The organism is Pseudomonas sp. Pseusp97, assembly GCF_047304025.1.
Classification (GTDB): domain Bacteria; phylum Pseudomonadota; class Gammaproteobacteria; order Pseudomonadales; family Pseudomonadaceae; genus Pseudomonas.
On sequence record NZ_JBGLYK010000026.1, the window covers coordinates 1 to 24,492 of the forward strand.

The 24,492-nt window shown below is 65.8% G+C and carries 21 protein-coding genes; 9 read left to right on the forward strand and 12 right to left on the reverse strand.

The window, feature by feature from the left end; all coding sequences use genetic code 11:
- The 3 genes from ACCC94_RS07690 to ACCC94_RS07700 form a co-directional block, all read right to left on the reverse strand.
- Positions 1–1,571, reverse strand: a 1,571-nt coding sequence (locus ACCC94_RS07690) for a TerC family protein (RefSeq protein WP_413348719.1), incomplete at its 3' end; no start/stop codon positions are given.
- A 229-nt stretch (positions 1,572–1,800) separates the two neighbouring features.
- A complete protein-coding gene (locus ACCC94_RS07695) occupies positions 1,801–2,577 on the reverse strand; it encodes a ferredoxin--NADP reductase (protein ID WP_413348720.1) in 777 nt (258 codons plus the stop codon).
- Between the two features lie 106 nt (positions 2,578–2,683).
- Entirely contained in the window at positions 2,684–3,676 is a 993-nt protein-coding gene (locus ACCC94_RS07700) for a TRAP transporter substrate-binding protein (protein ID WP_413348721.1), read from the reverse strand.
- Positions 3,677–4,012: 336 nt separating this feature from the next.
- Here ACCC94_RS07700 and ACCC94_RS07705 point away from each other — a divergent pair, with 336 nt between their 5' ends.
- From ACCC94_RS07705 to ACCC94_RS07720, 4 genes are all read left to right on the forward strand, one after another.
- The gene (locus ACCC94_RS07705) at positions 4,013–5,137 is read left to right on the forward strand and encodes a methyltransferase (RefSeq protein ID WP_413348722.1); all 1,125 of its coding nucleotides are present in this window, start codon (positions 4,013–4,015) and stop codon (positions 5,135–5,137) included.
- A 76-nt stretch (positions 5,138–5,213) separates the two neighbouring features.
- On the forward strand, positions 5,214–5,474 hold the full coding sequence (locus ACCC94_RS07710; RefSeq protein ID WP_413348723.1) for an antitoxin: 261 nt from the start codon (positions 5,214–5,216) through the stop codon (positions 5,472–5,474).
- Entirely contained in the window at positions 5,471–5,878 is a 408-nt protein-coding gene (locus tag ACCC94_RS07715) for a type II toxin-antitoxin system VapC family toxin (RefSeq protein ID WP_413348724.1), read from the forward strand. Before ACCC94_RS07710 ends, ACCC94_RS07715 begins: the two co-directional genes overlap by 4 nt.
- Positions 5,879–5,947: 69 nt before the next feature.
- A complete protein-coding gene (locus ACCC94_RS07720; RefSeq protein ID WP_413348725.1) occupies positions 5,948–6,814 on the forward strand; it encodes an alpha/beta fold hydrolase in 867 nt (288 codons plus the stop codon).
- Between the two features lie 174 nt (positions 6,815–6,988).
- Here the strand turns inward: ACCC94_RS07720 and ACCC94_RS07725 are convergent, their stop codons facing one another.
- From ACCC94_RS07725 to ACCC94_RS07745, 5 genes are read right to left on the reverse strand one after another with little or no spacing between them, the layout of a single operon-like run.
- Complete coding sequence (locus tag ACCC94_RS07725; protein WP_413348726.1) at positions 6,989–7,555, reverse strand: nucleotidyltransferase family protein; 567 nt, start codon at positions 7,553–7,555, stop codon at positions 6,989–6,991.
- The gene (locus ACCC94_RS07730) at positions 7,552–8,523 is read right to left on the reverse strand and encodes an XdhC family protein (protein WP_413348727.1); all 972 of its coding nucleotides are present in this window, start codon (positions 8,521–8,523) and stop codon (positions 7,552–7,554) included. The genes ACCC94_RS07725 and ACCC94_RS07730 overlap by 4 nt, the downstream gene beginning before the upstream one ends.
- A gap of 3 nt (positions 8,524–8,526) precedes the next feature.
- On the reverse strand, positions 8,527–9,738 hold the full coding sequence (locus ACCC94_RS07735) for a c-type cytochrome (RefSeq protein WP_413348728.1): 1,212 nt from the start codon (positions 9,736–9,738) through the stop codon (positions 8,527–8,529).
- A 2-nt stretch (positions 9,739–9,740) separates the two neighbouring features.
- Positions 9,741–10,280 carry a (2Fe-2S)-binding protein gene (locus ACCC94_RS07740; protein ID WP_413348729.1) on the reverse strand — a complete coding sequence of 180 codons (540 nt, stop codon included), beginning with the start codon at positions 10,278–10,280 and terminating at the stop codon, positions 9,741–9,743.
- Complete coding sequence (locus ACCC94_RS07745; RefSeq protein ID WP_413348730.1) at positions 10,273–13,104, reverse strand: xanthine dehydrogenase family protein molybdopterin-binding subunit; 2,832 nt, start codon at positions 13,102–13,104, stop codon at positions 10,273–10,275. Before ACCC94_RS07745 ends, ACCC94_RS07740 begins: the two co-directional genes overlap by 8 nt.
- Before the next feature lie 334 nt (positions 13,105–13,438).
- On the opposite strand from ACCC94_RS07745, the gene ACCC94_RS07750 reads away from it, so the two are divergent.
- On the forward strand, positions 13,439–14,650 hold the full coding sequence (locus ACCC94_RS07750; protein WP_413348731.1) for an MFS transporter: 1,212 nt from the start codon (positions 13,439–13,441) through the stop codon (positions 14,648–14,650).
- Between the two features lie 564 nt (positions 14,651–15,214).
- On the opposite strand, the gene ACCC94_RS07755 is transcribed toward ACCC94_RS07750, so the two are convergent.
- The 3 genes from ACCC94_RS07755 to ACCC94_RS07765 are packed head-to-tail and all read right to left on the reverse strand — an operon-like array spanning position 15,215 to position 17,826.
- On the reverse strand, positions 15,215–15,364 hold the full coding sequence (locus tag ACCC94_RS07755; RefSeq protein ID WP_413348732.1) for a DUF2474 domain-containing protein: 150 nt from the start codon (positions 15,362–15,364) through the stop codon (positions 15,215–15,217).
- A gap of 11 nt (positions 15,365–15,375) precedes the next feature.
- Positions 15,376–16,383: a cytochrome d ubiquinol oxidase subunit II gene (gene cydB / locus ACCC94_RS07760; protein WP_413348733.1), complete on the reverse strand. Its 1,008-nt coding sequence runs from the start codon at positions 16,381–16,383 to the stop codon at positions 15,376–15,378.
- A gap of 3 nt (positions 16,384–16,386) precedes the next feature.
- Entirely contained in the window at positions 16,387–17,826 is a 1,440-nt protein-coding gene (locus tag ACCC94_RS07765; RefSeq protein WP_413348734.1) for a cytochrome ubiquinol oxidase subunit I, read from the reverse strand.
- Positions 17,827–18,286: 460 nt separating this feature from the next.
- On the opposite strand from ACCC94_RS07765, the gene ACCC94_RS07770 reads away from it, so the two are divergent.
- The 3 genes from ACCC94_RS07770 to ACCC94_RS07780 all read left to right on the forward strand — a co-directional run bounded on the left by ACCC94_RS07770 (position 18,287) and on the right by ACCC94_RS07780 (position 21,336).
- A complete protein-coding gene (locus ACCC94_RS07770; protein ID WP_413348735.1) occupies positions 18,287–19,066 on the forward strand; it encodes a MetQ/NlpA family ABC transporter substrate-binding protein in 780 nt (259 codons plus the stop codon).
- Between the two features lie 118 nt (positions 19,067–19,184).
- Positions 19,185–20,375 carry a trans-sulfuration enzyme family protein gene (locus ACCC94_RS07775; protein ID WP_413348736.1) on the forward strand — a complete coding sequence of 397 codons (1,191 nt, stop codon included), beginning with the start codon at positions 19,185–19,187 and terminating at the stop codon, positions 20,373–20,375.
- Between the two features lie 19 nt (positions 20,376–20,394).
- A complete protein-coding gene (locus tag ACCC94_RS07780) occupies positions 20,395–21,336 on the forward strand; it encodes a sigma 54-interacting transcriptional regulator (protein ID WP_413348737.1) in 942 nt (313 codons plus the stop codon).
- Between the two features lie 59 nt (positions 21,337–21,395).
- Here ACCC94_RS07780 and ACCC94_RS07785 read toward each other — a convergent pair whose 3' ends face one another.
- Positions 21,396–21,731 carry a hypothetical protein gene (locus ACCC94_RS07785; RefSeq protein ID WP_015478994.1) on the reverse strand — a complete coding sequence of 112 codons (336 nt, stop codon included), beginning with the start codon at positions 21,729–21,731 and terminating at the stop codon, positions 21,396–21,398.
- Positions 21,732–22,505: 774 nt separating this feature from the next.
- Between ACCC94_RS07785 and betT the strand changes: the two genes are divergently transcribed.
- The gene (betT, locus tag ACCC94_RS07790) at positions 22,506–24,461 is read left to right on the forward strand and encodes a choline transporter BetT (protein ID WP_413348738.1); all 1,956 of its coding nucleotides are present in this window, start codon (positions 22,506–22,508) and stop codon (positions 24,459–24,461) included.
- The last annotated feature ends 31 nt before the right edge of the window (positions 24,462–24,492 follow it).

A 24,492-nucleotide genomic window follows, 5' to 3' on the forward strand; every position in this document is an offset into this window, starting at 1 on the left:
GGGCGGGGCGCCGCGGGGCCTCCGCCGGGCGGCGTCAGCAGCACGCGGCCGATGCGCCGCTCGCTGACGTCGGTCACTTCCAGGCGCCAACCGCCCAGTTCCAGTGTGTCGCCCTTGGCCGGCAACCGGCCAAGGTGCTTGAGCGCCAACCCGCCAAGGGTCTGGTATTCCGCCGTCGGGCGGGCGTGGAAGCCGACCCGCTCGGCCAGCGCCGACAGCGTCACGGCGCCATCCACCCGGTAGGCGCCCGCCTCCACTTCGATATCGGTGCCCGACACCTCGCTGGCGTCCGGCAACTCACCGGCGATGGCCTCCAGCACGTCGGTCATGCTCAGCATGCCCTCGAAACCGCCGAACTCGTTGACCACGAAGGCCAGGTGGGTCGAGGCCTCGCGCATCAGCTCCAGCGCGCCGAGCACCGAGCTGCTGTCCGGCAGGCTCAGCGGCTCGCGCAGCAGCGGCAGGATATCCAGCTCGCGGCCCTGCAGCAGGGCGGAAAACAGCTCCTTCTTGTGTACGTAGCCCAGCGGCTCGTCGATATTGCCTTCGCGGATCACCAGCAGGCGCGAGTACGGCGACTCGAGCAAGGCGCGGCGGATGTTCTCCGGGCTGTCCGCCACGTCCACGCGGTGCACACGCTGGCGGTCGATCATCACGGCCTTCACCGGCCGCTCGGCCAGGCCCAGCACGCCGCTGATCATCACCCGCTCGCGGCGGTGGAACGGCGCGTCGGCGCCATCGTCCTCACCCACCAGGTCTGCGATGTCCTCGCCCACTTCGTCGGCGTCGACCTTGCCGCCCATCAGGCGCAGCACGGCATGGGCCGTGCGCTGGCGCAGGCCACGCTGACCGCGCTGGCCCTTCTGGCGCTTCCAGCGCACCAGCTGGTTGGCCATCTCGATCAGCAGGCTGAAGCCGATGGCGGCGTACAGGTACCCTTTCGGGATGTGGAAGCCCAGGCCTTCGGCGGTCAGGCTGAAACCGATCATCAGCAGGAAGCCCAGGCACAGCATGATCACCGTGGGGTGCTCGTTGACGAAGCGGGTCAGCGGCTTGCTGGCCACCATCATCAGGCCGATGGAGAAGATGACCGCGATCATCATCACTTCCAGCTGCTCGACCATGCCCACGGCGGTGATCACCGCGTCGAGGGAGAACACTGCGTCCAGCACCACGATCTGCGCGACCACCGGCCAGAAGGCAGCGTAGACACGCTTGCCATTGGAGGTGTGCACGCGGCCTTCCAGGCGCTCATGCAGCTCCAGGGTGGCCTTGAACAGCAGGAACAGACCGCCGAACAGCATGATCAGGTCGCGGCCGGAGAAACTCTTGCCGAAGACGTCGATCAACGGCTCGGTGAGCGTGACCAGCCAGGAAATGCTCGCCAGCAGGCCCAGGCGCATCAGCAGCGCCAGCGACAGGCCGATCAGCCGCGCGCGGTCGCGCAGATGCGGCGGCAGCTTGTCCGCAAGGATCGCGATGAAGACCAGGTTATCGATGCCGAGCACCAGCTCGAGCAGGATCAGGGTGAGCAGGCCGAGCCAGGCCGTGGGGTCCATCAACCATTCCATGTCGAACGACCTCGCAGGGCGCGCGCCAGGGCAGGCTGGGAAGGCTTATCCGCGAGCGCGGATGCCGGGGGAGGTTCGCTGACTGCCGGCTCTACGGGGGTAGGCACCGGGGTCAGCGTCATACTGTGACTGTCCATAAGGTCCGAAAAAAGGGAAACGGACGCCCATCCTAAGGGCAAAGTGGCGCCGCCCTAAGGGGACAATCTTTTCAAAATCTATCGGACCGGGCTTACCAATAGTTTTCCACGGCGATCTGGCCGGGCTTGCGCGTCAGCGCCAGGCTCATGCCGCGGGCCTTCAGCACGGCGCGGGTGTCTTCGATCATCTGCGGGTTGCCGCAGAGCATCACCCGCGAATGCTCCGGCGTGAGTTCCAGACCGGCGGCGCGTTCCAGCTCGCCGTTCTCGATCAGCGTGGTGATCCGCGCATTCAGGCAACCGGGCACCTGCTCGCGGGTGACCACCGGGATGAACTGCAGCTTGTGGATATGCTCGGCCAGATGCTCCATCGCGCCGAAGCTGGCGATCAGGTCGCGGTAGGCCAGCTCCTTCTCCTCGCGGGCGCTGTAGACCAGCTTGATGCTCTCGAAGCGCTCCCACACCTCGAAGTCCTGCAGGATCGACAGGAACGGCGCAAGGCCGGTGCCGGTGGACAGCAGCCAGAGGTCGCGGCCATCGGGGAAACGGTCGAGGGTGAGGAAGCCGAAAGCCTGGCGATCCACCAGCAGTTGATCGCCGACGCGCAGTCTGCTGAGCTCGCTGGTGAATTCACCGCCGGGAACGACGATGGAGAAGAATTCGAGGAAGTCGTCGTGCGGCGCCGAGACCATCGAATAGGCGCGCCAGACGATGCTGCCGCTGGGCTTGTACACGCCCAGACGGGCGAACTGCCCGGCGCGGAAGCGGTAGCCGCTGTCGCGGGTGGTGCGCAGGGTGAACAGGCTCGGGGTGAGCGTCTGCACCTCCAGCAGGGTCTGGCGGGTGAACTTCTCTTCGCTGGCGGTCATCGTCCGCTCCTTTGCAGGCAACGGCTCATTTTCCCGTATTCGCGGCGAGAGAAACACCCGCAAGGCTTGTGGCTATCCGGGCAGATCGCCACAAGCCTGCGCTGGATCAGTGCTTGCGGTTCACCACCTGGGCGGCGCGCAGCACGTCGGTGCCGATCTCGCCCTCGAACTGCTTCCACAGCGGCTGCATGGCGCTGCGCCAGGCTTCGCGCTCGGCGGGAGTGAGGGCGACGATGCGCGCCTTGCCGTTGGCCACCACGTGCTCGCGCTCCTTCTGGTTCAGCGCCTCGGCGTCCTTGTTCACCTCGACGGTGACCTCTTCGATGATGCTTTCCAGCTGGGTGCGCACCGGGTACGGCATGCTGTTCCAGAACTTCTGGTTGCTGATCACCATGTAGCTGAGCACACCGTGGTTGGTCTCGGTGATGAACGGCTGGGCGCTGTCGAGCTTCTGGCTGCCGATGTTCGACCAGGTGTTCTCGGTGCCCTGCACCTTGCCGTCCTGCAGCGCCTTGAGCGTCTCGGCGAAGGGCATCTTCACCGCCGTGGCGTCGAGCAGGCCGAACTGAGCGTTGATCACCGAGGACGGTTGGATGCGGAAGGCCAGGCCCTTGGCGTCGGCCGGCGCGCGCAGTTCGCGGTTGGCCGAGAGCTGCTTCATGCCATTGTTCCAGTAGGCCAGGCCGTAGATGCCCGAACGTGCCATGGAATGCAGCAGCTCGCGGCTCTTGTCGCGCTTCTGGAAGCGCTTCACCGCCTCCAGGTCGTCGAACAGGAACGGCAGGTCGAAGACTTCCAGCTGCTTGGTGTAACCCTCGAACTTCGACAGCGACGGCGCCAGCATCTGCACCTTGCCGTCCTGCAGCGCCTGCAGTTCGTCGGCGTCGCCGAACAGCGTGGAGTTGGGGAACACCTCGACCTTCACCTGGCCGGCCAGGCGCTCTTCCACCAGCTTCTTGAACAGCAGCGCGCCGCGGCCCTTGGGCGTGTCATCGGCGACGACATGGGAGAACTTGATCACGATCGGCTCTTCGGCGAAGGCCGGTTGAGCCACGAGGAAAAGGGCGGACAGAGCCACCCCGAGCAACGACTGGTACATCGACATCCTTATGCAATGGCAATAGCCCGGCGCGCGAACGGCTGTCGCGTGTCGAGGATTCGTGAAGACTTGGAGTGGTGGCCGTCGGTCGGCGGAGCGCAGCTCCGGGATCGGGCCCTACCGGGTCGCATGGACCGCCCGGTTATTATTGGGAAGCCGCCGCGCAGACGAAGGCGGGCGGATAGGTCATAATTTTTCGGCATAACGCTGGCCCGCACAAGCCATAGCGCGTCAACCACGTCTCAAATTGATGACAAACTCGTTGCAATCAGCCGTATCTCATTGCCAACGAAGCAGCGTATCTATCTCAGCCATTTCCGTCGTTTCGAGAGTCCCATGCCCGTCCTTGCCAGCCCCTTCGCCCAGCTCGACCTGGTCCGTCACCCTGAACAGCGCGAAGACCCGCTGCAGGCCTTCGATGCGGCCGACGAGTACCTGCTCAGTCATCTCCACGAGCAAGGCGTTGGCGCGCAAAGCCGTGTACTGGTGCTCAACGACAGCTTCGGCGCCCTCGCCGCCAGCCTCGCGCCCCACGTGCGCCTGACCAGCAGCGGCGATTCGCACCTGGGTTTCATCGCCCTCCAGCGCAACCTCGAACGCAACAGCCTCGCCGAAGCGGCGCTGACCTTCGTCCCGGCCAGCGAAACCCCGCAGGGCCCGTTCGATCATGTGCTGATCCGCGTGCCCAAGACCCTGGCGCTGCTGGAGGAACAGCTGATCCGCCTGCACGGGCAGCTCGCGCCGGGCGCGAAAGTGGTCGCCGCCGGCATGATCAAGCACCTGCCCCGCGCCGCCGGCGACCTGCTTGAAAAATACATCGGCCCGATGCAGGCCTCGCTGGCAGTGAAGAAGGCCCGCCTGCTGGTGGCCACGGCCGAGGAGCGCCCCGCGCCCTCCTCGCCCTACCCCAGCCGCTACCGCCTGGACAAACCGGCGCTGACACTGCTGAACCATGCCAACGTGTTCTGCCGTGAAGGCCTGGACATCGGCACCCGTGCCTTCCTCCCGCACCTGCCGCAAGTGCATCACGCCGTGCGCGCGGCGGACCTGGGCTGCGGTAACGGCGTGCTCGGCATCGCCTTCGCCCTGCTCAACCCGCAGGCCGAGCTGACGCTGGTCGACGAGTCGTACATGGCCGTGCAGTCCGCGCGGGAAAACTGGCAGGCCGCCCTCGGCGACCGTCCGGTGGACATCCACCCCGACGACGGCCTCGCCAGCCAGCCCGCCGACTCCCTGGACCTGATCCTGTGCAACCCGCCCTTCCACCAGCAGCAGGTGGTCGGCGACTTCCTCGCCTGGCGCATGTTCCAGCAGGCCCGCGCCGCGCTGGTCACCGGCGGCGAGCTGTGGATCGTTGGCAACCGCCACCTGGGCTACCACGCCAAGCTCAAGCGCCTGTTTCGCGGCGTCGAGCAGGTGGCGGCGAATCCGAAATTCGTGGTGCTGAAAGCGACCAGATAGTGGGCAGCGATTGCTCAATACTTGAGCAGACGGCAGAATACACACGCATACGTACACACAACGGAGGCGAGTACCCATGCCGACTTCCACCCTCACCACCCGCGTGTTCATGAATGGCAACAGCCAGGCGGTAAGAATTCCCCAGGAATTCCGCTTGGACGTCAGCAGTGTGGAGATCACGCGCAAGGATAACGGCGACCTGGTCATTCACCCCATTGCGCAGGATCGCGGCACCGCGCTGATGGAAGCGCTGCAGGGCTTCGATGACGATTTCATCGAAGCCCTGGAAGCAGAACAACGCGAACAGCCGCTGGCGCAGGACCGGGACGAGCTGTGAAGTACCTGCTCGATACCAACATCCTCATCTATCTCCTGAAGAACCGGCCGGAGTCGGTCGCGCAGCGCGTCAGCGCCCTCCCGCCCGAGGCTTCGCTGAACATGTCGTTCTTCACCTTTGCCGAACTCCTCAAGGGCGCCGAACGCAGTTCGCGCAAAGCCGAAGTGGTGCGCCAACTGGAGCGCCTGACCCGCCAGGTGCCGGTGATCTACGACGGCACGCCTCGTCTTTGCGAACACTACGCCGTGCACTTCACGCGGCTGAAACTGGCCGGTACGCCAATTGGCGCCAACGACCTGTGGATCGCCTGCCACGCCCTCGCCCTGGACGCCACGCTGGTCACGCACAACACCCGTGAGTTCGAGCGCATCGACGGTCTTGTCCTGGAAGACTGGGCTGACTGAGCCATCGCAGCGGATTGCCTTGTGCGCCGGCTGATAGCAGCATGAACCGCCCCCACCCGGATGCTCGCGATGACCGCCCAAGAAGCCGCCCTGCCTGAACTGATCCGCACCGCCGACGGTGTCGATCTGGCCCTGCGCCGCGTAGGCCCGGCGGACGGCGTGCCGGTGGTGCTGACCCACGGCACCTTCTCCAACCATCGCAGTTGCCTGGGACTGGCCAATTACCTGGGCAGCCAGGGCTTCGCCTGCTGGCTGTTCGACTGGCGCGGGCACGGCGACAGCGGGCGCAACGACTTCCGCCACAGCTTCGATGACGTGGCCGAGCAGGACGTGCCGGCGATCCTCGACGCAGTGAGCCAGCGCAGCGGGCAGGCGGCGCTGCACTGGGTGGGCCATTCCGGCGGCGGGCTGATCGTCTCGATGTGGGCGGCGCGCCATCCCGAACTGGCGCAGCGGCGGCTGCGCTCGCTGGTCCTGATCGGTTCGCAGGCCACCGCGGCAGGCGCCAGCCCGCGGCACTGGCTGATGCTCCAGGCATTCGAGTGGATGCTGCGCTGGCGGCGCATCGCGCCCAGCCGGGCGAAGAGCGTCGGGCCCGAGGCGGAGAGCGCACGCCTGATGCGCCAATGGTGTCAGTGGAATTTCCGTCGGCGTTTCGATTCGCTGGATGGCTTCGACTATCTGGCCGGGCTGGGCGGCGTCGAGCTGCCAGTGCTCGGTGTGGCGGGCGGCGGCGATATCTTCATCGCCCCGGTCGCGGGGTGCGAGGCGCTGGTGAAGGCTTTCGGCGGTGCAGAGGCGACGCTGGAGCTGTTCGGGCTGGCGACCGGCGCGCGAGAGGATTACAGCCATAACCGTCTGCTGCTGTCGCGCAATGCCAGCCTGGAAGTCTGGCCGCGCATCGCGCAGTGGCTGGCGCAGCGCCGATCAACGTAGGGCGCATGACCTGGAACAGGTGATCCGCCGATGGCTTTGGCGACGGATAACGCTGGGGCGTTACTCGCGCTACGGGGATGGGGTTCGGGTGTCGCCGGGGTTCGCGAGCAAGCTCGCTCCTACAGTTTGACGCCGGCGTTTCCCCTGTAGGAGCGAGCTTGCTCGCGAACCCGGTCAGGAGCGCAAGGCGTCCGGCGTGTCGACATCACGGAGCACGCCCGCATCGGCGACCTCCAGGGTGACGCAACGATCGCGGTTCGCCTGAACAACGGTCCGTGCGCCTTCATCGCCGGTGAGCTGCGTCAGCGCCGGCCAGAACTCGCGGCCGAACAACACGGGGTGCCCGCGCTGGCCGTCGAAAATCGGAAAAAGAATGCTCGAAGCGCTGGCTGCGTCGCTCAGCGCACGCAGGGTCTCAGGAGCGATCCACGGCATGTCGCCAAGCAGGATGGCCACGGCCTGAGCCTGGGATTCGCCCAACGAAGCCGCGCCCGCCGCCAGGCTGTGCCCCATGCCGAGCGCCGCTTCCGGGCTGTGGATAACCCGGCAACCGGCAGGTAGGCCAAAATCCTCAGCCCGCTCATCATCACGCAACACCACGCGCACTTCATCGAACACCGCCTGCGCACGTTCGACGCTATGGGCCAGCAGGCTGCGCCCGTCAGCCAAGGTCGCGCGGCGCTTGTCCGCGCCGAAGCGCGAGCCCTGGCCGGCAGCCAGGACCAGCGCCACGACGGTCACAGCGCCTCGCGGGCGATGCCGCTGCGGGTGCGCAGGATGTCGGCGAGCACGGCCAGGGCGATTTCCGCCGGGGTCTTGCTGCCGAGATTGAGGCCGATAGGGGCATGGATGCGCGCCAGCTCGGCTTCACCCAGGCCGCCGATGCGATGCAGGCGTTCGCGGCGCTTGTCGGAGGTGGTGCGCGAGCCCATCACGCCGATGTAGAAGGCCTCGGTGCGCACGGCTTCGAGCATCGCCAGGTCGTCGATCTTCGGATCGTGAGTCAGCGCGACCACGGCGGTGTCCGCGTGGCAGCCACCGTTGGCGATGAAGATCGACGGCAGTTCGCGGCGGATTTCGATGCCGTCCAGCACCACGCCGTCCAGCGCTTCTTCGCGCGGATCACAGAGGATGACTTCGAAGCCCAGGCCCTTGCCGAACTCCGCACAGAAATGCGCGACGCTGGAGTAGCCGGCCAGCAGCAGGCGCTGCGCAGCACCCACGCGTAGCAGCACGCGGGCTTCATCACGCTCGACACGCGGGCCGTGCTCATGGTCGTCGCTCAGGCGGCGGCTGCCGTCCTGCAGGTTCACTTCGCGCAGCAGGCGGCGCTGGCCGAGCAGAGCCGATTCCAGCTCGCGCAGGTGGGCCTGCACATCGCAATCGGGCGCGAGGTTTTCCACCAGCACGTCGAGGATGCCGCCGCAGGGCAGTCGGATGTTGCTGCGGGTATCGGTGCCGTCGCCGTAGCGCACGACGACTACCGGTTCGCTGAATTCGCCCTCGGCGACGCGTTCGAGGAAGTCATCCTCGACGCAGCCGCCGGACAGCGAGCCCACCCACTGGCCGCTGGCGTTGACCGCCAGCAGCGAGCCCGGCGCGCGGGGCGCCGAGCCGTAGGTGAAGAGCACGCTGCACAGCCACACACGCTGCCCGGCGTTGGACCACTGGAGCGCCTGCCGGACCACTTGCAGATCGAGATGCTGCACGACTCACTCCGCTTTGAGTTGAGCGACCTGTTGTACGCCCATGTCGCCCGGCAAGCCACCCCAGGCCTGACGCAGGTAGTTGATCAGGTCGGTGAGCTGCTCGTCGCTGAGCTTGTCGGCGAAGCCCGGCATCGGCTGCATGCGCTCGAAACCGGTGAACTGCTGCTCGCGGATGCCCTCGACAATCACCTTGGCCAGGTTGCGCGAATCGGCCAGGCGCAGGGTGGTGTTGCCCTGCATGGCCACGGCGATGTGCGGCTTGCCCTCGCCGTCGTTGCCGTGACAGCCGGCGCAGACGTTGAGGTACTGCTGGCGGCCACGCTTGGCGCTGTCGCTGAGCTGGTTCTCGGGCACCGCCTGCACCACCTTGGCCTGCGGTGGCTGCTCGCCGAGCAGGTAGGTGGACATGGCGGCCAGGTCCTCGTCACCCAGGTGCTGGGTGCTCAGGTGCATCACCGGGAACATCTCGTTGAACATGCTGCCCTGCGGGCTCATGCCGTGCTTGAGGAAGCCGGTGAGGTCGGCGCTGGTCCAGCCGCGCTCGGCCAGGTCCTGGGCCAACAGGCTTGGGGCGCTGTAGCCGTTGAGCAGGCCGCCGGTCAGGCGCTTGTCCTGCTGCAACGCGCCGATGCTGTTACGCGGGGTATGGCACTCGCCGCAGTGGCCGAGCACTTCCACCAGGTACTGCCCGCGCTGGTACGCCGCACTCTTGCCCTCGGCGTTCTCCAGCTGGACGCTCTTGCCGTAGAGCATGTTCCAGCCCGACAGGCCCATGCGCACGTTGAACGGGAAGCTCAGGCTGGTTTCCGGCGCGGCGCGGTGCACCGGCGTCTGGCTCATCAGGTAGGCGTAGAGGGCATCGCTGTCCTCGCGCTTGATGAGGTGGTACGAGGTGTAGGGCATCGCCGGGTAGAGATTGGCGCCGTCCTTGCGCTTGCCTTCGGTGAGGGCGGCGAAGAAGTCGTCGGCGCTGTAGTTGCCGATGCCGAAGTCCTTGTCCGGGGTGATGTTGCTTCCGTAGATGGTACCGAACGGCGAGTGGATCGGCAGGCCGCCGGCGAACGGCGCGCCGCCCTCGGCGGTGTGGCAGGCCATGCAGTCGGCGGCGCGGGAAACGTACTCGCCGCGTTTGACCAGCTCCTGGTCGGCTGCCTGGGCACTGACAGCAAGGCCGAGGCCGACAGCCAGCGTGAGGCCGGAAAGAATGCGCTGCATGCTCAGCCCTCCCTGACCAGGCCGAGATCGGTCAGCACTTCGCGGGTGGCGTCGTAGTAACGCACGTACCCGGTGCAGCGACAGATGTGGTGGCCGAGACTCGCCTCGATGGTCGACTCCAGTTCGCTCTTCTTCAGCGGCTGGCGCTGGGCCTTCTCCACCAGCACGGTGGCTGCGTTGACGAAGCCCGGTGCGCAGTAGCTGCACTGGAAGGCGAAGCGGTCGACGAACTTCTGCTGGATCGGGTTCAGCTCCTTCACCGAACCATCCTCTTCACGCTTGGCGTGGCCCTCGATGGTGCGCACCTTCTTGCCTTCGAAGTAGTGCGCGCCAGTGATGCAGGTACGCACTTCCTCGCTGGTGCCGTCGGGGTTGTCGACGATCACCACGCAGGCGTGGCAGATGCCCTGGCCGCAACCCAGGCGCGAACCGGTGAGGTTCTGGTATTCGTGCAGGTAGTCGATCATCGGCAGGTCCTCGGGAACCTCGACCGGACCGACGGTTTGACCATTCAAGGTCAGGTTGAGCTGACGGTTAGCCATTGAGGGCCTCCTTGATGCGAGCGGGGGTGATGGGCAGGTCGCGGACGCGCTTGCCGATGGCGTGGGCCACGGCGTTGCCGATGGCGCCGACCACCGGGATCATCACCACCTCGGCGATGCCCTTGGACGGGTCGCTGGGCGAGAGCGGCGGGAGGATTTCCGAGCTCTGCTGCCAGACGGCCACGTCTTTCGCCTTCGGGAGACGGTAGCGGTTGAAGTTCCAGTCGCCCTCGCCCGGGCCACCCTCGTACAGCGGCATGTCTTCGAGCAGCGCATGGCCGATGCCCATGGCGGTGCCGCCCTCGATCTGGCCTTTCACCAGTTCCGGCACCAGCACGCGGCCGCACTCGATCCAGCTGTGGTGGTTGAGCACGCTGACTTCGCCGCTGCCCTTGTTCACCTTCAGCTCGACGATGGTCGCCACCGGGCTGTAGTAGGTCACCGCGGCGTTGTTCAGCTGCACCGGCGGATAGGCCACGTTCTGGCGATCCAGCAGGTGGAAGCCGGCGCTGTTCATCTGCGCCTTCTTCACGCCCGGTGCGCCGTCGCCGTACTTCACGGCCAGGGCGTCCAGCGGCAGGCGGTCGCGCACGCCGTCGATGACGAAATCGCACTCCGCCCAGCTCCAGCGGTTGAAGCCGTGGACGCTGGCGCCGGTGACCAGGCCCTTCTCGTGGGCGACCTTGGCCAGCTCGGCGAACGACAGCGGCTCCAGGCCGTTGGCGGTGAGCTTGCCGTCGACCCAGTGGGCGTCTTCGCGGCGCACCACCAGCGGGTTGGCCGCGCCGTTGAACGGGCCGCGACGCCAGATTTCCAGGGCCGCCGGCCACAGGCCGTGGTTGAACAGCACGCGTGCCGCTTCACGGGTGGCGTGGCTGAAGTAGTAGGCCGAGTTGGTTGCCGAAGACGCCGAGGCGTACTTGCCGACCCAGCGCGGGTTGCGCAGCTTCTCGTCCTGGGTCGGCTGGCTCATGGTGTAGGGGTCCTCACCGCTCACCAGTTGCAGCTCGCCCCATTCGGTTTCGGCGGTCTTCATCTCGTCCGCCGGCTTGCCGAGGAAATCGGCCACCACCAGCGCCTGGGAGGTGGACATGCCGGTGCCGATCTCGATGCCGATGTGGCGCATGTGCACCTTGCCCTGCGCATCGAACTCGATGCTCGCCATGGGCGCTTCGGAGCCGGTGCCGAAGTCCTTCTGGCAGATGGCTAAGCCGACGCCGTACCAGTGGTCCGGGTCCTTGGCGTCCATCTCTTTCTTGCGCGCGTCGCGGGTCTTCCACCACTCGTGAGCGGCAGCCTTGTCGAGGATCTCGTGCAGGCGCAGGGCACCGGCAGGGATCGCGCCCTGGGTGTTCTTCATGCCGGATTTGAGCGCGTTGACGCGGCGCAGCTCGATGGCGTCGACGCCCAGGCGACCGGCGATCTCGTCCACCATCATCTCGGTGGCGGCCATGCTCTGCAGGGTGCCGTAGCCACGCATGGAACCGGCCTCGACGGCGCGGGAATGGTAGGCGGTCACCTGCAGGTCGTTCTGCGGCATGTAGTAGATCGACTGCGCAGCGGTGGCACCCACGGCGGCCACGGACGGGCTGTAGTTGATGCGACCGCCGCCATCCACGCTCATCTCGGTGCGGAAGATCTTGAAGGTCATGTCCTTCTTGTCCACCGCCAACTGGTAGCGAATGTCGAACGGGTGGCGCTTGATGCCGCTCTGGAACTGCTCGTAGCGGTCATTGGCCAGGCGCATCGGCACGCCGTTGCCGTACAACGCAGCCAGGGCCGCGTAGAAGACGAAGATGTTGTGGTCCTTGGAGCCGTAACCCACGGTGTAGCCGGGATGAATGTTCAGCTTGGCCAGCCCGAAGCGCGACGGGGCGATCATGTGCGCCGTCTCGTAGGCGGCCTCGAACGGGCACTGGGTGGCGACCACGAAGTGCAGGGTCTTGCTCGCCGGGTCGTACCAGCCGTTGCCGTTGTCCGGCTCCATGGCGGCCGGCTCGATGGACGGGGTCTTGTAGCGCTCGTCGAAGACCAGCCAGTTTTCCGGCGGGTTGTCGATCTGGTCCTTGATCTTCTGCGCGTAGAACAGGCCCTGCTCGGTGAGGTCGCCGTGCTGGTTGGGCTGCTGGTTCCACACCGGTTTGCGCTCGCGGATCATCGGGAAGAGGATCGAGTCCTTGAGGCTGGAGAACTCGTCCGGATCGGCCGAGGTCGCACCGCCGACGCGCACGTAGCGGAAGCTGCCGTAGGGATCGCCCTGGTACAGCGGGGCCTGGGCGCCGTAGCGGATCGCCTTGTCGTTGAACTTCATCTTCAGCTTGGCTTTGCGGAAGCGTTCGAAGTCGTTCCAGATCAGGATGGCGACCGGGTGGCCGATGAACATCGGCACCTTGCCGCGCGGCAGCAGCGGGTCCGGGGCGTGGGCTTCGGGGAAGACGATGCCGTCCTTGTCCAGGTCCTCGGCGGTGACGATGCGGTCGGGCTGCAGGTCGGCGCCCAGCCAGGCGAGGTCGATGCCGTCGAAGATGCGGTCGGCCTTGATGGTCTTGAGCAGCATTGCGTGGCCCTGCTGCTGCGGCCAGCCGGGCATGTCCCTGGAACGGATGTCGCGGGCGAACACCTTGTTGCCGCAGACCTTGGACAGCGCGTCGTTACGGAAACGCGCCTTGCCGTCGTGGCCCATCCACTGCTGGGGGGAGACGGTGACGGAGTTTTCCATCAGGGCAGCGAAGGCCCGGCTGCCGAGCGGCGCCATGGTCACGCTGACACCGGCAATCAGCCCGCCCTGCAGGAAGGCGCGCCGGGAAATATCACGGTTGGACATGGTTCATCCTTGGGACGGTGAAGGCCGCCCATGTGGTGTTTTTTCTGTGCTGGGGAGAGTTCGGAGGCCGCACAATCGCGGGCGTCTCGGGGATGGCGCCGAAGGAAGGATCCTGCAGTAAAACCTGACTCTTCTGTCAACTTTAACGCACCTCAATAGTGCGAAGCAAAGTCAATCGGGCAGCTTGTCGCGGCGATGAAAATTTTAGTCGACGGGTCGAGACTATTCGCCAATAGCGCAATCCGCCGACGACCAGCAGAAAAGTGTTACGCCGTGCTACGCTGCGCAGCCCTTGCTTAGCCCCCTAACGAACCCTCCGGACAAAGCCCTGAACATGAGCGCCGAAGCCACGTCCCTGCTGCGCCACCGCCCCTTCCTCGCCTTCTGGCTCGCCCGCGTCTGCACCGCCAGCGCCTTCCAGATGATCACCGTGGCCATCGGCTGGCACATCTACGAGCTGACCCACAACGTGCTCGACCTCGGCCTGGTGGGACTGGTGGAGTTCACCCCGCGCGTGCTGTTCATGCTGCACACCGGTCACGTCGCCGACCGCTACGACCGCCGGCGCATTGCCTCGCTCTGCCAGATCGGCCAGGGCCTGATCGCCGTGGCACTGGTGGTGGGTGCCAGCACCGACAACGTGACCCGCGAGATGATCTTCGTGATGGCCTTCCTGCTGGGTACCGCGCGGGCATTCGAGATGCCGACCACCCAGGCGCTGCTGCCGAACATCGTGCCCACCGCGCTGTTCCCCCGCGCGGTGGCGGCGTCCGCCTCGGCCATGCAGGCGGCGACCATCGCGGCGCCGGCCTTTGGCGGCTTCCTGTATGCCTTCGGCGCGTTCTGGGTCTACACGCCTACGGCGGTGCTCTACTTCATCGCCTGCGCCCTGGTGCTCACCCTGCCCTCGCGTCAGGCGCCGGCCGCGCAAGGCAAGGCCACACTGGAATCGCTGCTGGCCGGCATCCGCTTCATCCGCAGCCGCCCGGACATCTTCGGCGCCATTTCCCTCGACCTGTTCGCCGTGCTGCTGGGCGGCGCCACTGCGCTGCTGCCGGTATTCGCCAAGGACATCCTGCTGACCGGCCCCTGGGGCCTGGGCCTGCTGCGTTCGGCACCGGCGGTGGGGGCGTTGCTGATGTCCTTCTGGCTGGCGCGCTTCCCCATCGAGCGCAATGTCGGGCGGATCATGTTCCTCGCCGTGGGCATCTTCGGCGTCACCACCATCGCCTTCGGCCTGTCGACCTCCTTCTGGTTCTCCCTGGCGGTGCTGGTGGTGCTGGGCGCGGCGGACATGATCAGCATGGTCATCCGCGGCGCCTTCGTGCAGCTGGAAACCCCGGACGAGATGCGCGGCCGGGTCAGCGCGGTGAACGGCCTGTTCATCGGCGCCTCGAATCAGCTGGGCGAGTTCGAGTCCGGCCTCACCGCCCACTGGCTCGGCACCGTGCCGGCGGTGGTGCTCGGCGGCGTCGGCACACTGGTCGTCACCGGCGCGTGGATGAAGCTGTTCCCCACCCTGGCCAAGCGCGACAAGTTGCACTGACTGCCCCCGCTGCTTTTGTAGGAGCGAGCTTGCTCGCGAACCCTGGCTGATCGCGGACGGAGTCCGCTCCTGCAGTCACCGGATGCCACGTCCGTAGGATGGCGTGGAGCGAAGCGATACCATCGAGAGCGCCAAAACGCTGATGGGTATCGCAAGCTCCACCCATCCTACGGGCTGACCTGCCATTGTAGGAGCGAGCTTGCTCGCGAACATTCGCGCGAGGCGCGCCGCTCCGGCAGAAGAGGGTCGCGCAGGGTGAAGCCACAACACCAGCCGGCACGGATGGCCCCCTCTCCCTTCAGGGAGAGGGTTGGGGAGAGGGAAATACAGCGATGTCCCGATGTTAGGGCGACTGCCCCCTCCCTAGCCCTCCCCCTGAAGGGAGAGGGGACCGTTCGGTGCAGGGCTGCAAGATGGCGTTAGCCGGGAATTCCTGTTCGCGAGCGAGCTCGCTCCTACAGAAAGCACCGGAATCCCGGACAAAAAAATCCCCCGCTGGAAGCACCGGCGAGGGATGTGGGAACGGGCGCTGCGAGCAGCGCCCGGATGGGATCGATAGTGCGGCTAGTGCGGCGTGCCCAGCCCTGCCGCGCTCATGAACAGGCGCATCAGCCAGGCCGCCACGCCAAGGGCGGCGACGCTCAGTACCCAGATCAGCACCAGCCAGCCCAGGCGCTTGCGCAGCGGCGCCTTCTCCTGCTCTTCACCGGTCATCGCGCGCACCTCTAGTGGTAGCCATCGCCGTGCTTCACCTTGCCGCGGAACACGTAGTAGCTCCACGCGGTGTAGCCGAGGATGAAGGGGATGATGAACAACGCGCCCACCAGCATGAAACCCTGGCTCTGCGGCGGCGCGGCGGCGGCCCAGATGGACAGCGACGGCGGCACGATGTTCGGCCACAGACTGATGCCCAGGCCGCTGTAGCCGAGGAAGATCAGCACCAGGGTGAGCACGAAGGGTTTCACGTGGTCGTTGTTCGCCACCGAGCGCAGCAGGCTGTAGAAGGTCAGCAGCACCAGCAGCGGCACCGGCAGGAACCAGAACAGGTTCGGCAGGCTGAACCAGCGCTGGGCGATTTCGTCGTGGGCCAGCGGCGTCCACAGGCTGACGACACCGATCACCGCCAGCAGCACCAGGGCCAGCGGGCGCGCCAGGTCATGCATGCGCTCCTGCAGTTGTCCCTCGGTCTTCATGATCAGCCAGGTGCAGCCCAGCAGGGTGTAGGCCACCACCAGACCGAGGCCGCAGAACAGCGGGAACGGCGCCAGCCAGTCCAGCGCGCCGCCGGCGAAGGCGCGGTTCTCGACCGGGATGCCCTCGATGAAGGCGCCCAGCGCCACGCCCTGGAAGAAGGTCGCAACCAGCGAGCCGGCGATGAACGACTTGTCCCACAGGTGACGCTTGTTGGCCCGCGCCTTGAAGCGGAACTCGAAGGCCACGCCACGGAAGATCAGCCCGACGAGCATCAGGATCAGCGGCAGGTAAAGCGCCGAGAGCACGGCCGAATACGCCACCGGGAAGGCGCCGAACAGCGCCGCGCCGCCCAGTACCAGCCAGGTCTCGTTGCCGTCCCAGACCGGCGCGACGGTGTTCATCATCACGTCGCGGTCGCCCTCGTCCTTGAAGAACGGGTAGAGCATGCCGATGCCCAGATCGAACCCGTCCATCACCACGTACATCATGATCCCGAAGATGATGATGATCGCCCAGATCAGCGGAAGATCGATGCCCATCACTCAGTTCCTCCCTTCCAGGCTGTCGCTGTCGCCATCTTCCAAGCCCTCATCGGCCGCCGACAGCGGCCGCGCCGGAGTACGTTTCTGCCCGGCGCCGCCGTGGCTGGTTTCGCGGCCTTCGTGGGTGACCGGGCCCTTGCGTACCAGGCGCATCATGTAGCCGATACCCACGCCGAACAGCGTGAAATACACCAGCACGAACATCACCAGGGTCAGGCTCATCTGCGTGACGCTGTGGTTGGACACGGCATCGGCAGTGCGCATCAACCCGTACACGACCCAGGGTTGGCGACCGATCTCGGTGGTGAACCAGCCGGCGAGGATCGCGATCAGGCCGGACGGCCCCATCCACAGCACCAGGTGCAGGAACGCGCGGTTCTCGAACAGGCGCTTGCGCCAGCGCAGCCAGACGCTCCACAGACCCACCAGGATCATCAGCAGGCCCAGGCCGACCATGATGCGGAACGACCAGAAGATGATGGTCGAGTTGGGCCGGTCGGCTTTCGGGAAGTCCTTCAGCGCGGGGATCGGCTCGGTCAGGCTGTGGTTCAGGATCAGGCTGCCGAGCACCGGGATCTCGATCTTGAAGCGGGTTTCCTCGCGCTGCATGTCCGGCCAGCCGACCAGGATCAGCGGCGTCGGGCCGCCTTCGCTATTATCCCAGTGGCCTTCGATGGCGGCGATCTTCGCCGGCTGATGCTTGAGCGTATTGAGGCCGTGGGCGTCGCCCACCATGGCCTGGATGGGCGCAACGATCAGCGCCATCCACATGGCCATCGAGAGCATCTTGCGGATCGCCGGGTTGTCGCGGCCGCGCAGCAGGTGCCAGGCCGCCGAGGCGCCGACGAAGAAGGCGGTGGCGACGAACGAGGCGATCGCCATGTGCAACAGGCGATAGGGGAAGGACGGGTTGAAGATGATCGCCAGCCAGTCCACCGGCACCACGATGCCGTCGACGATCTCGTGGCCCTGCGGGGTCTGCATCCAGCTGTTGGAGGCGAGGATCCAGAAGGTCGAGATCAGCGTGCCGATCGCCACCATCACCGTGGCGAAGAAGTGCAGGCCCGGGCCGACGCGGTGCCAGCCAAAGAGCATGACGCCGAGGAAACCGGCCTCGAGGAAGAACGCCGTGAGTACCTCGTAGGTCAGCAGCGGGCCGGTGACGCTCCCGGCGAAGGCCGAGAAGGCGCTCCAGTTGGTACCGAACTGGTAGGCCATGACGAGGCCGGAGACCACGCCCATGCCGAAGTTGACGGCGAAAATCTTCGACCAGAAGTGATAGAGATCGCGATAGACCTCATCGCTGGTCTTCAGCCACAAGCCTTCGAGCACCGCCAGGTAACTGGCGAGGCCGATGGTGATGGCCGGGAAGATGATGTGAAAGGACACGGTAAAGGCGAACTGGATCCGAGCCAGGTCGAGCGCCTCCAATCCGAACATGACAATTCCTCTTCAGGCTGACGCCGACCTCACGTAAAGGGTCGGGCACCGTACCTTGCGCATGCGCAGGGCGTTCTTGCGTGACGTGTTTTCGAGCCCGCCGGTCTGCTGCCGGTTCGACTTCATTTCGCTACAGACAGAATGGCCTGCGTTGCGCATTGACGCCGCTCAATGAAGCAAACAGATATTACGCCGCAGCCCCGCGCCAGCCGCCGTGGTGGGTTGCCGCGCGACCGGGTGTCGCGCGACAGCTTGTCCCAGCCCCCCGCGGCGGCGAGCCATATGAACAAAATCGAATATGAAAATGAAAAATTAATATTTTATTGGAATAAAAAATCCCGCTAACTTTCGCCTCAACCGCCGCCATGTGAGCAGCGGAACAAGAATCCACCGCCCGTACGAAGGCCCCATCCCGGCCGGCCCGGACGCCAGCGGTCATCTGCCCCACAAGGACATCGCAATGAAAAAGCTGCTGCTTCTGACCGCCCTCGCCGCTGCCTTCACCACTTCTGCTTTCGCCAACGAGAAGCTGGTCGTCGCTGCCACTCCGATTCCCCACGCCGAGATCCTCGAGCTGATCAAGCCGACCCTGGCCAAGGAAGGCGTGGACCTGCAGATCAAGGTCTTCACCGACTACGTACAGCCCAACGTGCAGGTCGCCGAGAAGCGCCTGGACGCCAACTACTTCCAGACCAAGCCGTACCTGGACAACTTCAACGCCGGCAAGGGCACCAACCTGGTCACCGTGACCGGCGTGCACGTCGAGCCCTTCGGCGGCTACTCGAAGAAGTACAAGTCCATCGACCAGCTGCCGGACGGCGCCACCGTCGCCATCCCCAACGAAGGCAGCAACAGCGGCCGTGCCCTGCTCCTGCTGCAGAAGGCCGGCGTGATCAAGCTCAAGGACCCGAGCAACGCACTGGCCACCCCGAAAGACATCGCCGAGAACCCCAAGCACCTGAAGTTCAAGGAGCTGGAATCGGCCCTGCTGCCGCGCGTGCTGGACCAGGTCGACCTGGACCTGATCAACACCAACTACGCGCTGGAAGCCAAGCTCAACCCGGTGAAGGACGCGCTGATCCTCGAAGACCGCAACTCGCCCTACGTGAACTACCTGGTGGCGCGTCCGGACAACAAGGACAGCGATGCCCTGAAGAAACTTTCCGCCGCCCTGACCAGCCCGGAAGTCAAAGCCTTCATCGAGAAGAAGTACAACGGCGCCGTGGTGCCCGCCTTCTGATCCGTCGCCCCGCCGCGCGCCGGGCGCAACGACTCCCACGCTGGGCGCGCCTTGGGCGCACCCGCTTCGACGCCGGTGGGCAGGTTCCACCGGCGTTTTTCTTTCCCAAGGACCTGCCATGAGCGACCACGCCAAAGGCCCCTCCACCCGCTCCGTGCACGCCGGCCACGACGCCGACCGGCGCATGGTCACCCGCGCCAAGAGCCAGCCGATCTACCAGAGTTCGGTGTTCGTCTACGACTCCCTGGAACAGGTCGATGACTTCCTCGCCGGCAACCCCGACAACTACATGTACACGCGCATCGGCAATCCCAACCACAGCGCAGTGGAAGAGCTGCTGCGCGAACTGGAGGGCGGCGAGGATGCGCTGTTCTCCGCCTCCGGCATGGCGGCGATTTCCGCCGCCCTGCTGGGCGTGCTGGGCGCCGGCGACCACCTGATCGCCAGCCGCGAGCTGTACGGCACCACCCAGAGCCTGATCGAGAAGGAACTGACGCGCTTCGGCATCGCCTCCACCCTGCTCGACCTCAACGACCTGGCAGCGGTGGAAGCGGCGATCACCCCCACCACGAAGCTGATCTACACCGAGACCGCCTCCAACCCACTGGTGCGCGTGAGCAATGTCCCGGCGCTGGCCGACCTTGCCCACCGCTACGACCTCAAGCTGCTGGTCGACAATACCTTCCTCTCGCCGGTGCTCTACCAGCCGCTGCGCGACGGCGCCGACCTGGTGGTCCACAGCACCACCAAGTACCTCAACGGGCACAGCGATGCCATGGGTGGCGCACTGATCGGCGACGCGAAGTGGATCGCCGCCGCGCGGCGCTTCCAGATCAACGCCGGCGGCAGCGCCAGCCCCTTCGAGAGCTGGCTCAACTTCCGCGGCGCCAAGACCCTGGCCCTGCGCATGAAGGCCCACTCGCAGAACGCCCAGGCGCTGGCCGAAGCCCTCGAGGCGCATCCGCAGGTCGAGCGCGTGTTCTACCCCGGCCTGCCCTCGCACCCGGACCATGAACTGGCGCAGCGGCTGTTCCGCAAGGGCCATTCGGGCATGTTGAGCTTCACCCTCAAGGGCGGCCTCGACCAGGTCGACACGCTGATCGGCGAGCTGCAACTCGCCGCCTTCGCCCCGTCGCTGGCCGGAGTCGCCAGCAGCATCACCCACCCCGGCAAGACCTCGCACCGCGCGTTGTCCGCCGAGGCCCTGACCGCGCTGGACATCCACGACGGCACCATCCGTGTGTCGGTGGGCATAGAGGACAGCGAGGACATCGTCCGCGACTTCCTGCAGGCGCTGGACGCGCTGTAGAAGCAGAAGGAGAAACACCATGAATGCACCCCACGCGCCGCTACCGCTGCTGACCTTCCCCGACGCCGACAAGAGCCCGCTGAGCATCCGTGCCAAGGCCCTGGTGTTCTTCGACCCGCGCTCCCATGAAGTGCGCGACGAGGTGGAGCGCCTGGCGCCGTTGCCGCAGCCGGTGCTGATCCACGGCGAGACCGGCACCGGCAAGGAGCTGCTGGCCCGCCACATCCATCGCGCCAGCGAGCGCCCCGGCCTGTTCGTCGCGGTGAGTTGCAGCGCATTGAGCCGCAACTACGCTGACGCCGAGCTGTTCGGTTACGCGCCCGGTGCGCACAACGGCCCGGTGGGCAGCCGCGCCGGCTGGTTCGGCTCGGCCAACGGCGGCACCCTGTACCTGGACGAGATCGCCGACCTGCCGCTGTCGCTGCAACAGAAGCTGCTGCGCGTGCTGCAGGAGCGCGAGGTGCTGCGCGTCGGCGCGCGCGAGCCGGTCCCGGTGGACGTGCGCCTGGTTGCCGCCACCAGCATCGACCTGGGGCAGGCGGTGAAAGCGGGGAAATTCCTCGAAGGGCTGCAGCAGTACCTGCACGACGGCAACCTCACGCTGCCGCCGCTGCGCGAGCGCATCGGCGATATCCAGCCGCTGGCCGAATACTTCCTCGGCGTGCACGCGCAGCGCCTGGAACTGCCGGTGCCGCAGATCGCCAGCGACACCCAGCGCGCGCTGGAGGGCTATTCGTGGCCGGGAAATATTCGCGAGCTGGAGAATGTCATCCACTTCGCCCTGCTGGTCAGCCCGGACGAGGAGATTCTCCCGGAGCACCTGAACTTTTCCGGCGGCGTGGCCGAGTCAGGCGGCGTAACGGGAGTGAGCGAGGAGGCACTGGAGCGTCTGGTGCGCCAGCCCGGCGTCGAAGCGCAGCTGCGTGCGCTGCTGCAACGCCTGGAGCACGAGCGCGGCTGAGTCGCCGCGCCGCAGTCGCCAGCGCGACCCGACGGGCCGCGCAGGGGCGACTGTACGTCTTACTTGGTAGCGGTGTTCGAGTGCGCAACCACCGGGGTGCACGACGGGTTGGTCAGCTTGGCCGGATCGGTCAGCAGGCCCGGCATCATGCGCGAGGTGCAGTTGAACACGCGGCCTTTGGTGGTGGTGGCGACGTAGGAGAGTTCCTGGCCACCCAGGGCGTCCGGCTGACCGGCCTTGACGTCGCTGACGACCAGCTCGTCGGAGGAGGCCAGACCGATCATCTGAGCGGTAGCGGCCTGCAGCGGAACGATGGCCTGGTTGGTGGTCATGGTCTGGCAACCGGCCAGCGAAGCGAAGAGTGCAGTGGCAATAGCGATGCGTTTGAAGTCCATCTCGTGATGCTCCCTGTTGGTGGATTTTTGTCCTGCGGGTGGGAGACTAACGGAACCGACAAGTCAATCGCCATACTCGCTTCACAACTTTTTCACAAAATATTGCACGCGTGTTCAGGTTTTTCGGCGCTGCCCCGCTCTATTTCGGGAATTGTGCTACGCGAAGTGCTGTATCACCGTGCTGACAGCCGGTAAATCGCAGCAAGGCCAGCCGCGGCGCTGAACCGTTTCACCTTAAGCGACGAACGGTCGCAGTGAAAGGCTTCGCCGACCTGAAGATCCGCGAGAGGGAATCCTGAGCAACAAGTCAAAAACAGGACTATTTACCGAAACATTTCATGAAAGCAGTCTCATCGACCGCCTCAATACCTCTCATCAAGACCATTCACTTCTTTTTGTCACAATCTTCAGGGAAAATGGCTATTAGGCGGTCGGGACCCATTTTCCCCGGCGCCATTGGAGACTACCGTGACCAGCTTTGCCGCTCTTGCCAACTTCTTCGCCGCCACCGCTTTCCTGACCGCGCCCGCGAAGGCCGACCCGGAACGCCGTGAGATCCGTGAGGCGAAAAAGAACCGCCGCAAGTAAAGCAGTACCCGCTCCGCTCGGCCCTCGACCAGGGCCGGCGGCGGGACCATCGGTCCCGCTGATTGGCCTTTCAGGGCTCAATCGTGTTTTCATTGAATGCTTGTTCAAGGAAAATCTCGAGGGACCCCGCCCGTTTTGTCCGTTGCACAATCCTCCCCGTCCGTAACACCTTCCTCCGCCATGCGCATGAACCCGCCGGTCTTCTACGGTGCGGCCGCGCTGATCCTGCTCTTCGCCCTGATCGTCATCGCCCAGCCGCAACAGGCCGGTGAATGGCTGCTGGCCGCCCAGTCCTGGGCCGCCGACACGGTCGGCTGGTACTACCTGCTGGCGATGACGCTGTACCTGATCTTCGTGGTGGTCACCGCGCTTTCCGGCTACGGAAAGATCAAGCTCGGTGCCGACCACGACGAGCCGGAATTCAGCTACCTGTCCTGGGCCGGCATGCTGTTCGCCGCCGGCATCAGCATCACCCTGTTCTTCTTCTGCGTGTCCGAGCCGCTGACCCACTTCGCCCAGCCGCCGCAAGGCGAGGCCGGCACTCCGGAAGCCGCGCGCCAGGCCATGCAGCTGCTGTTCCTGCACTGGGGCCTGCACGGCTGGGGCGTGTTCGCCCTGGTGGCGATGGCGCTGGCCTATTTCGCCTATCGCCACAACCTGCCGCTGGCGTTGCGCTCGGCGCTCTACCCGCTGATCGGCAAGCGCATCAACGGTCCCATCGGCTACGCGGTGGACTGCTTCGGCATCATCGCCACGGTGTTCGGCCTGGGCGCGGACATGGGCTTCGGCGTGCTGCAGCTCAATGCCGGCCTGGATTTCCTCTTCGGCGTCGCCCACAGCCATCCGGTACAGATGACCCTGATCGCGCTGATGATGGGCGCGGCCATCCTGGTGGCCGTCTCCGGCGTGGACAAGGGCATCCGCCTGTTGTCGGACATCAACATGCTGCTGGCCTGCGCGCTGCTGCTCTTCGTGCTGTTCGCCGGTCCCACGCAGCACCTGCTCAACACGCTGGTACAGAACATCGGCGATTACCTAGGCGCCCTGCCAACCAAGAGCTTCGACCTCTACGCCTACGGCAAGGACGGCAGCGACTGGCTGGGTGGCTGGACGGTGTTCTACTGGGCCTGGTGGATCGCCTGGGCGCCCTTCGTCGGCCTGTTCATCGCGCGCATCTCGCGCGGACGGACGATCCGCGAGTTCGTCTTCGGCGTGCTGTTCATCCCGCTGGGCTTCACCCTGGCGTGGATGTCGATCTTCGGCAACAGCGCCCTGGACCAGGTGCTCAACCACGGCTTCAGCGAACTGGGCCGCGTGGCCATCAGCGATCCGTCCATGGCGCTCTACCAGATGCTGCAGAACTACCCGGCCAGCCGCGTAGTGATCGCGGTAACGGTACTGGTCAGCTTCGTGTTCTTCGTCACTTCGGCGGACTCCGGCACCGTGGTGCTCTCCACCCTGTCCGCCCACGGCGGCAGCGCCGACGACGACGGCCCGAAGTGGCTGCGGGTGTTCTGGGGCGTGGCCACCGCGCTGGTCACCGGCGGCCTGCTGTTCGCCGGCAGCATCGATGCGCTCAAGTCCGCGGTGGTGCTCACCTCGCTACCCTTCTCGCTGATCCTGCTGCTGATGATGTGGGGGCTGCACAAGGCCTTCTACCTGGAATCCCAGCGCCAGCGTGCGCGCACCCACTCCCTGGCGCCGCCCTCGGCCAAGCCCGGCGGCTGGAAGCGGCGCATCTCCCAGGCGGTGCACTTCCCCACCCGCGACGAGGTGTACCGCTACATGGTCGACGTGGTCAGCCCGGCGATCACCGAGGTCTCCGAGGTGTTCCGCGAGAAGGGCCTGCAGGTGGATTCCGACCTGGACCTGGGCAACCTGGAAATCGGCCTGGAGATCGGCCACGGCGCGCAGCATCCATTCCTCTACCAGGTGTCGATGCGCGGCTACTTCACCCCGTCCTTCGCCCGCGCCGGCATGGGCGGGCTGCACCTGAAGAACCGCCGCTACTTCCGCGCCGAGGTGCACCTCTCCGAGGGCAGCCAGGACTACGACCTGATGGGCTACAGCAAGGAGCAGATCATCAACGACATGCTTGACCAGTACGAGCGGCACCTGCAGTTCCTGCATCTGGTGCGCTGATCCCGACATGCTCTGGTAGGAGCGGACCTTG

Bases quoted from the DNA above. Each gene is read 5' to 3' on its own strand.
- ACCC94_RS07695 (WP_413348720.1), bottom strand. From the start codon at position 2,577: ATGACCGCCAGCGAAGAGAAGTTCACCCGCCAGACCCTGCTGGAGGTG.
- ACCC94_RS07700 (WP_413348721.1), bottom strand. From the start codon at position 3,676: ATGTACCAGTCGTTGCTCGGGGTGGCTCTGTCCGCCCTTTTCCTCGTG.
- ACCC94_RS07705 (WP_413348722.1), top strand. From the start codon at position 4,013: ATGCCCGTCCTTGCCAGCCCCTTCGCCCAGCTCGACCTGGTCCGTCAC.
- ACCC94_RS07710 (WP_413348723.1), top strand. From the start codon at position 5,214: ATGCCGACTTCCACCCTCACCACCCGCGTGTTCATGAATGGCAACAGC.
- ACCC94_RS07720 (WP_413348725.1), top strand. From the start codon at position 5,948: ATGACCGCCCAAGAAGCCGCCCTGCCTGAACTGATCCGCACCGCCGAC.
- ACCC94_RS07735 (WP_413348728.1), bottom strand. From the start codon at position 9,738: ATGCAGCGCATTCTTTCCGGCCTCACGCTGGCTGTCGGCCTCGGCCTT.
- ACCC94_RS07740 (WP_413348729.1), bottom strand. From the start codon at position 10,280: ATGGCTAACCGTCAGCTCAACCTGACCTTGAATGGTCAAACCGTCGGT.
- ACCC94_RS07745 (WP_413348730.1), bottom strand. From the start codon at position 13,104: ATGTCCAACCGTGATATTTCCCGGCGCGCCTTCCTGCAGGGCGGGCTG.
- ACCC94_RS07750 (WP_413348731.1), top strand. From the start codon at position 13,439: ATGAGCGCCGAAGCCACGTCCCTGCTGCGCCACCGCCCCTTCCTCGCC.
- ACCC94_RS07755 (WP_413348732.1), bottom strand. From the start codon at position 15,364: ATGACCGGTGAAGAGCAGGAGAAGGCGCCGCTGCGCAAGCGCCTGGGC.
- cydB (WP_413348733.1), bottom strand. From the start codon at position 16,383: ATGGGCATCGATCTTCCGCTGATCTGGGCGATCATCATCATCTTCGGG.
- ACCC94_RS07765 (WP_413348734.1), bottom strand. From the start codon at position 17,826: ATGTTCGGATTGGAGGCGCTCGACCTGGCTCGGATCCAGTTCGCCTTT.
- ACCC94_RS07770 (WP_413348735.1), top strand. From the start codon at position 18,287: ATGAAAAAGCTGCTGCTTCTGACCGCCCTCGCCGCTGCCTTCACCACT.
- ACCC94_RS07775 (WP_413348736.1), top strand. From the start codon at position 19,185: ATGAGCGACCACGCCAAAGGCCCCTCCACCCGCTCCGTGCACGCCGGC.
- ACCC94_RS07780 (WP_413348737.1), top strand. From the start codon at position 20,395: ATGAATGCACCCCACGCGCCGCTACCGCTGCTGACCTTCCCCGACGCC.
- ACCC94_RS07785 (WP_015478994.1), bottom strand. From the start codon at position 21,731: ATGGACTTCAAACGCATCGCTATTGCCACTGCACTCTTCGCTTCGCTG.
- betT (WP_413348738.1), top strand. From the start codon at position 22,506: ATGAACCCGCCGGTCTTCTACGGTGCGGCCGCGCTGATCCTGCTCTTC.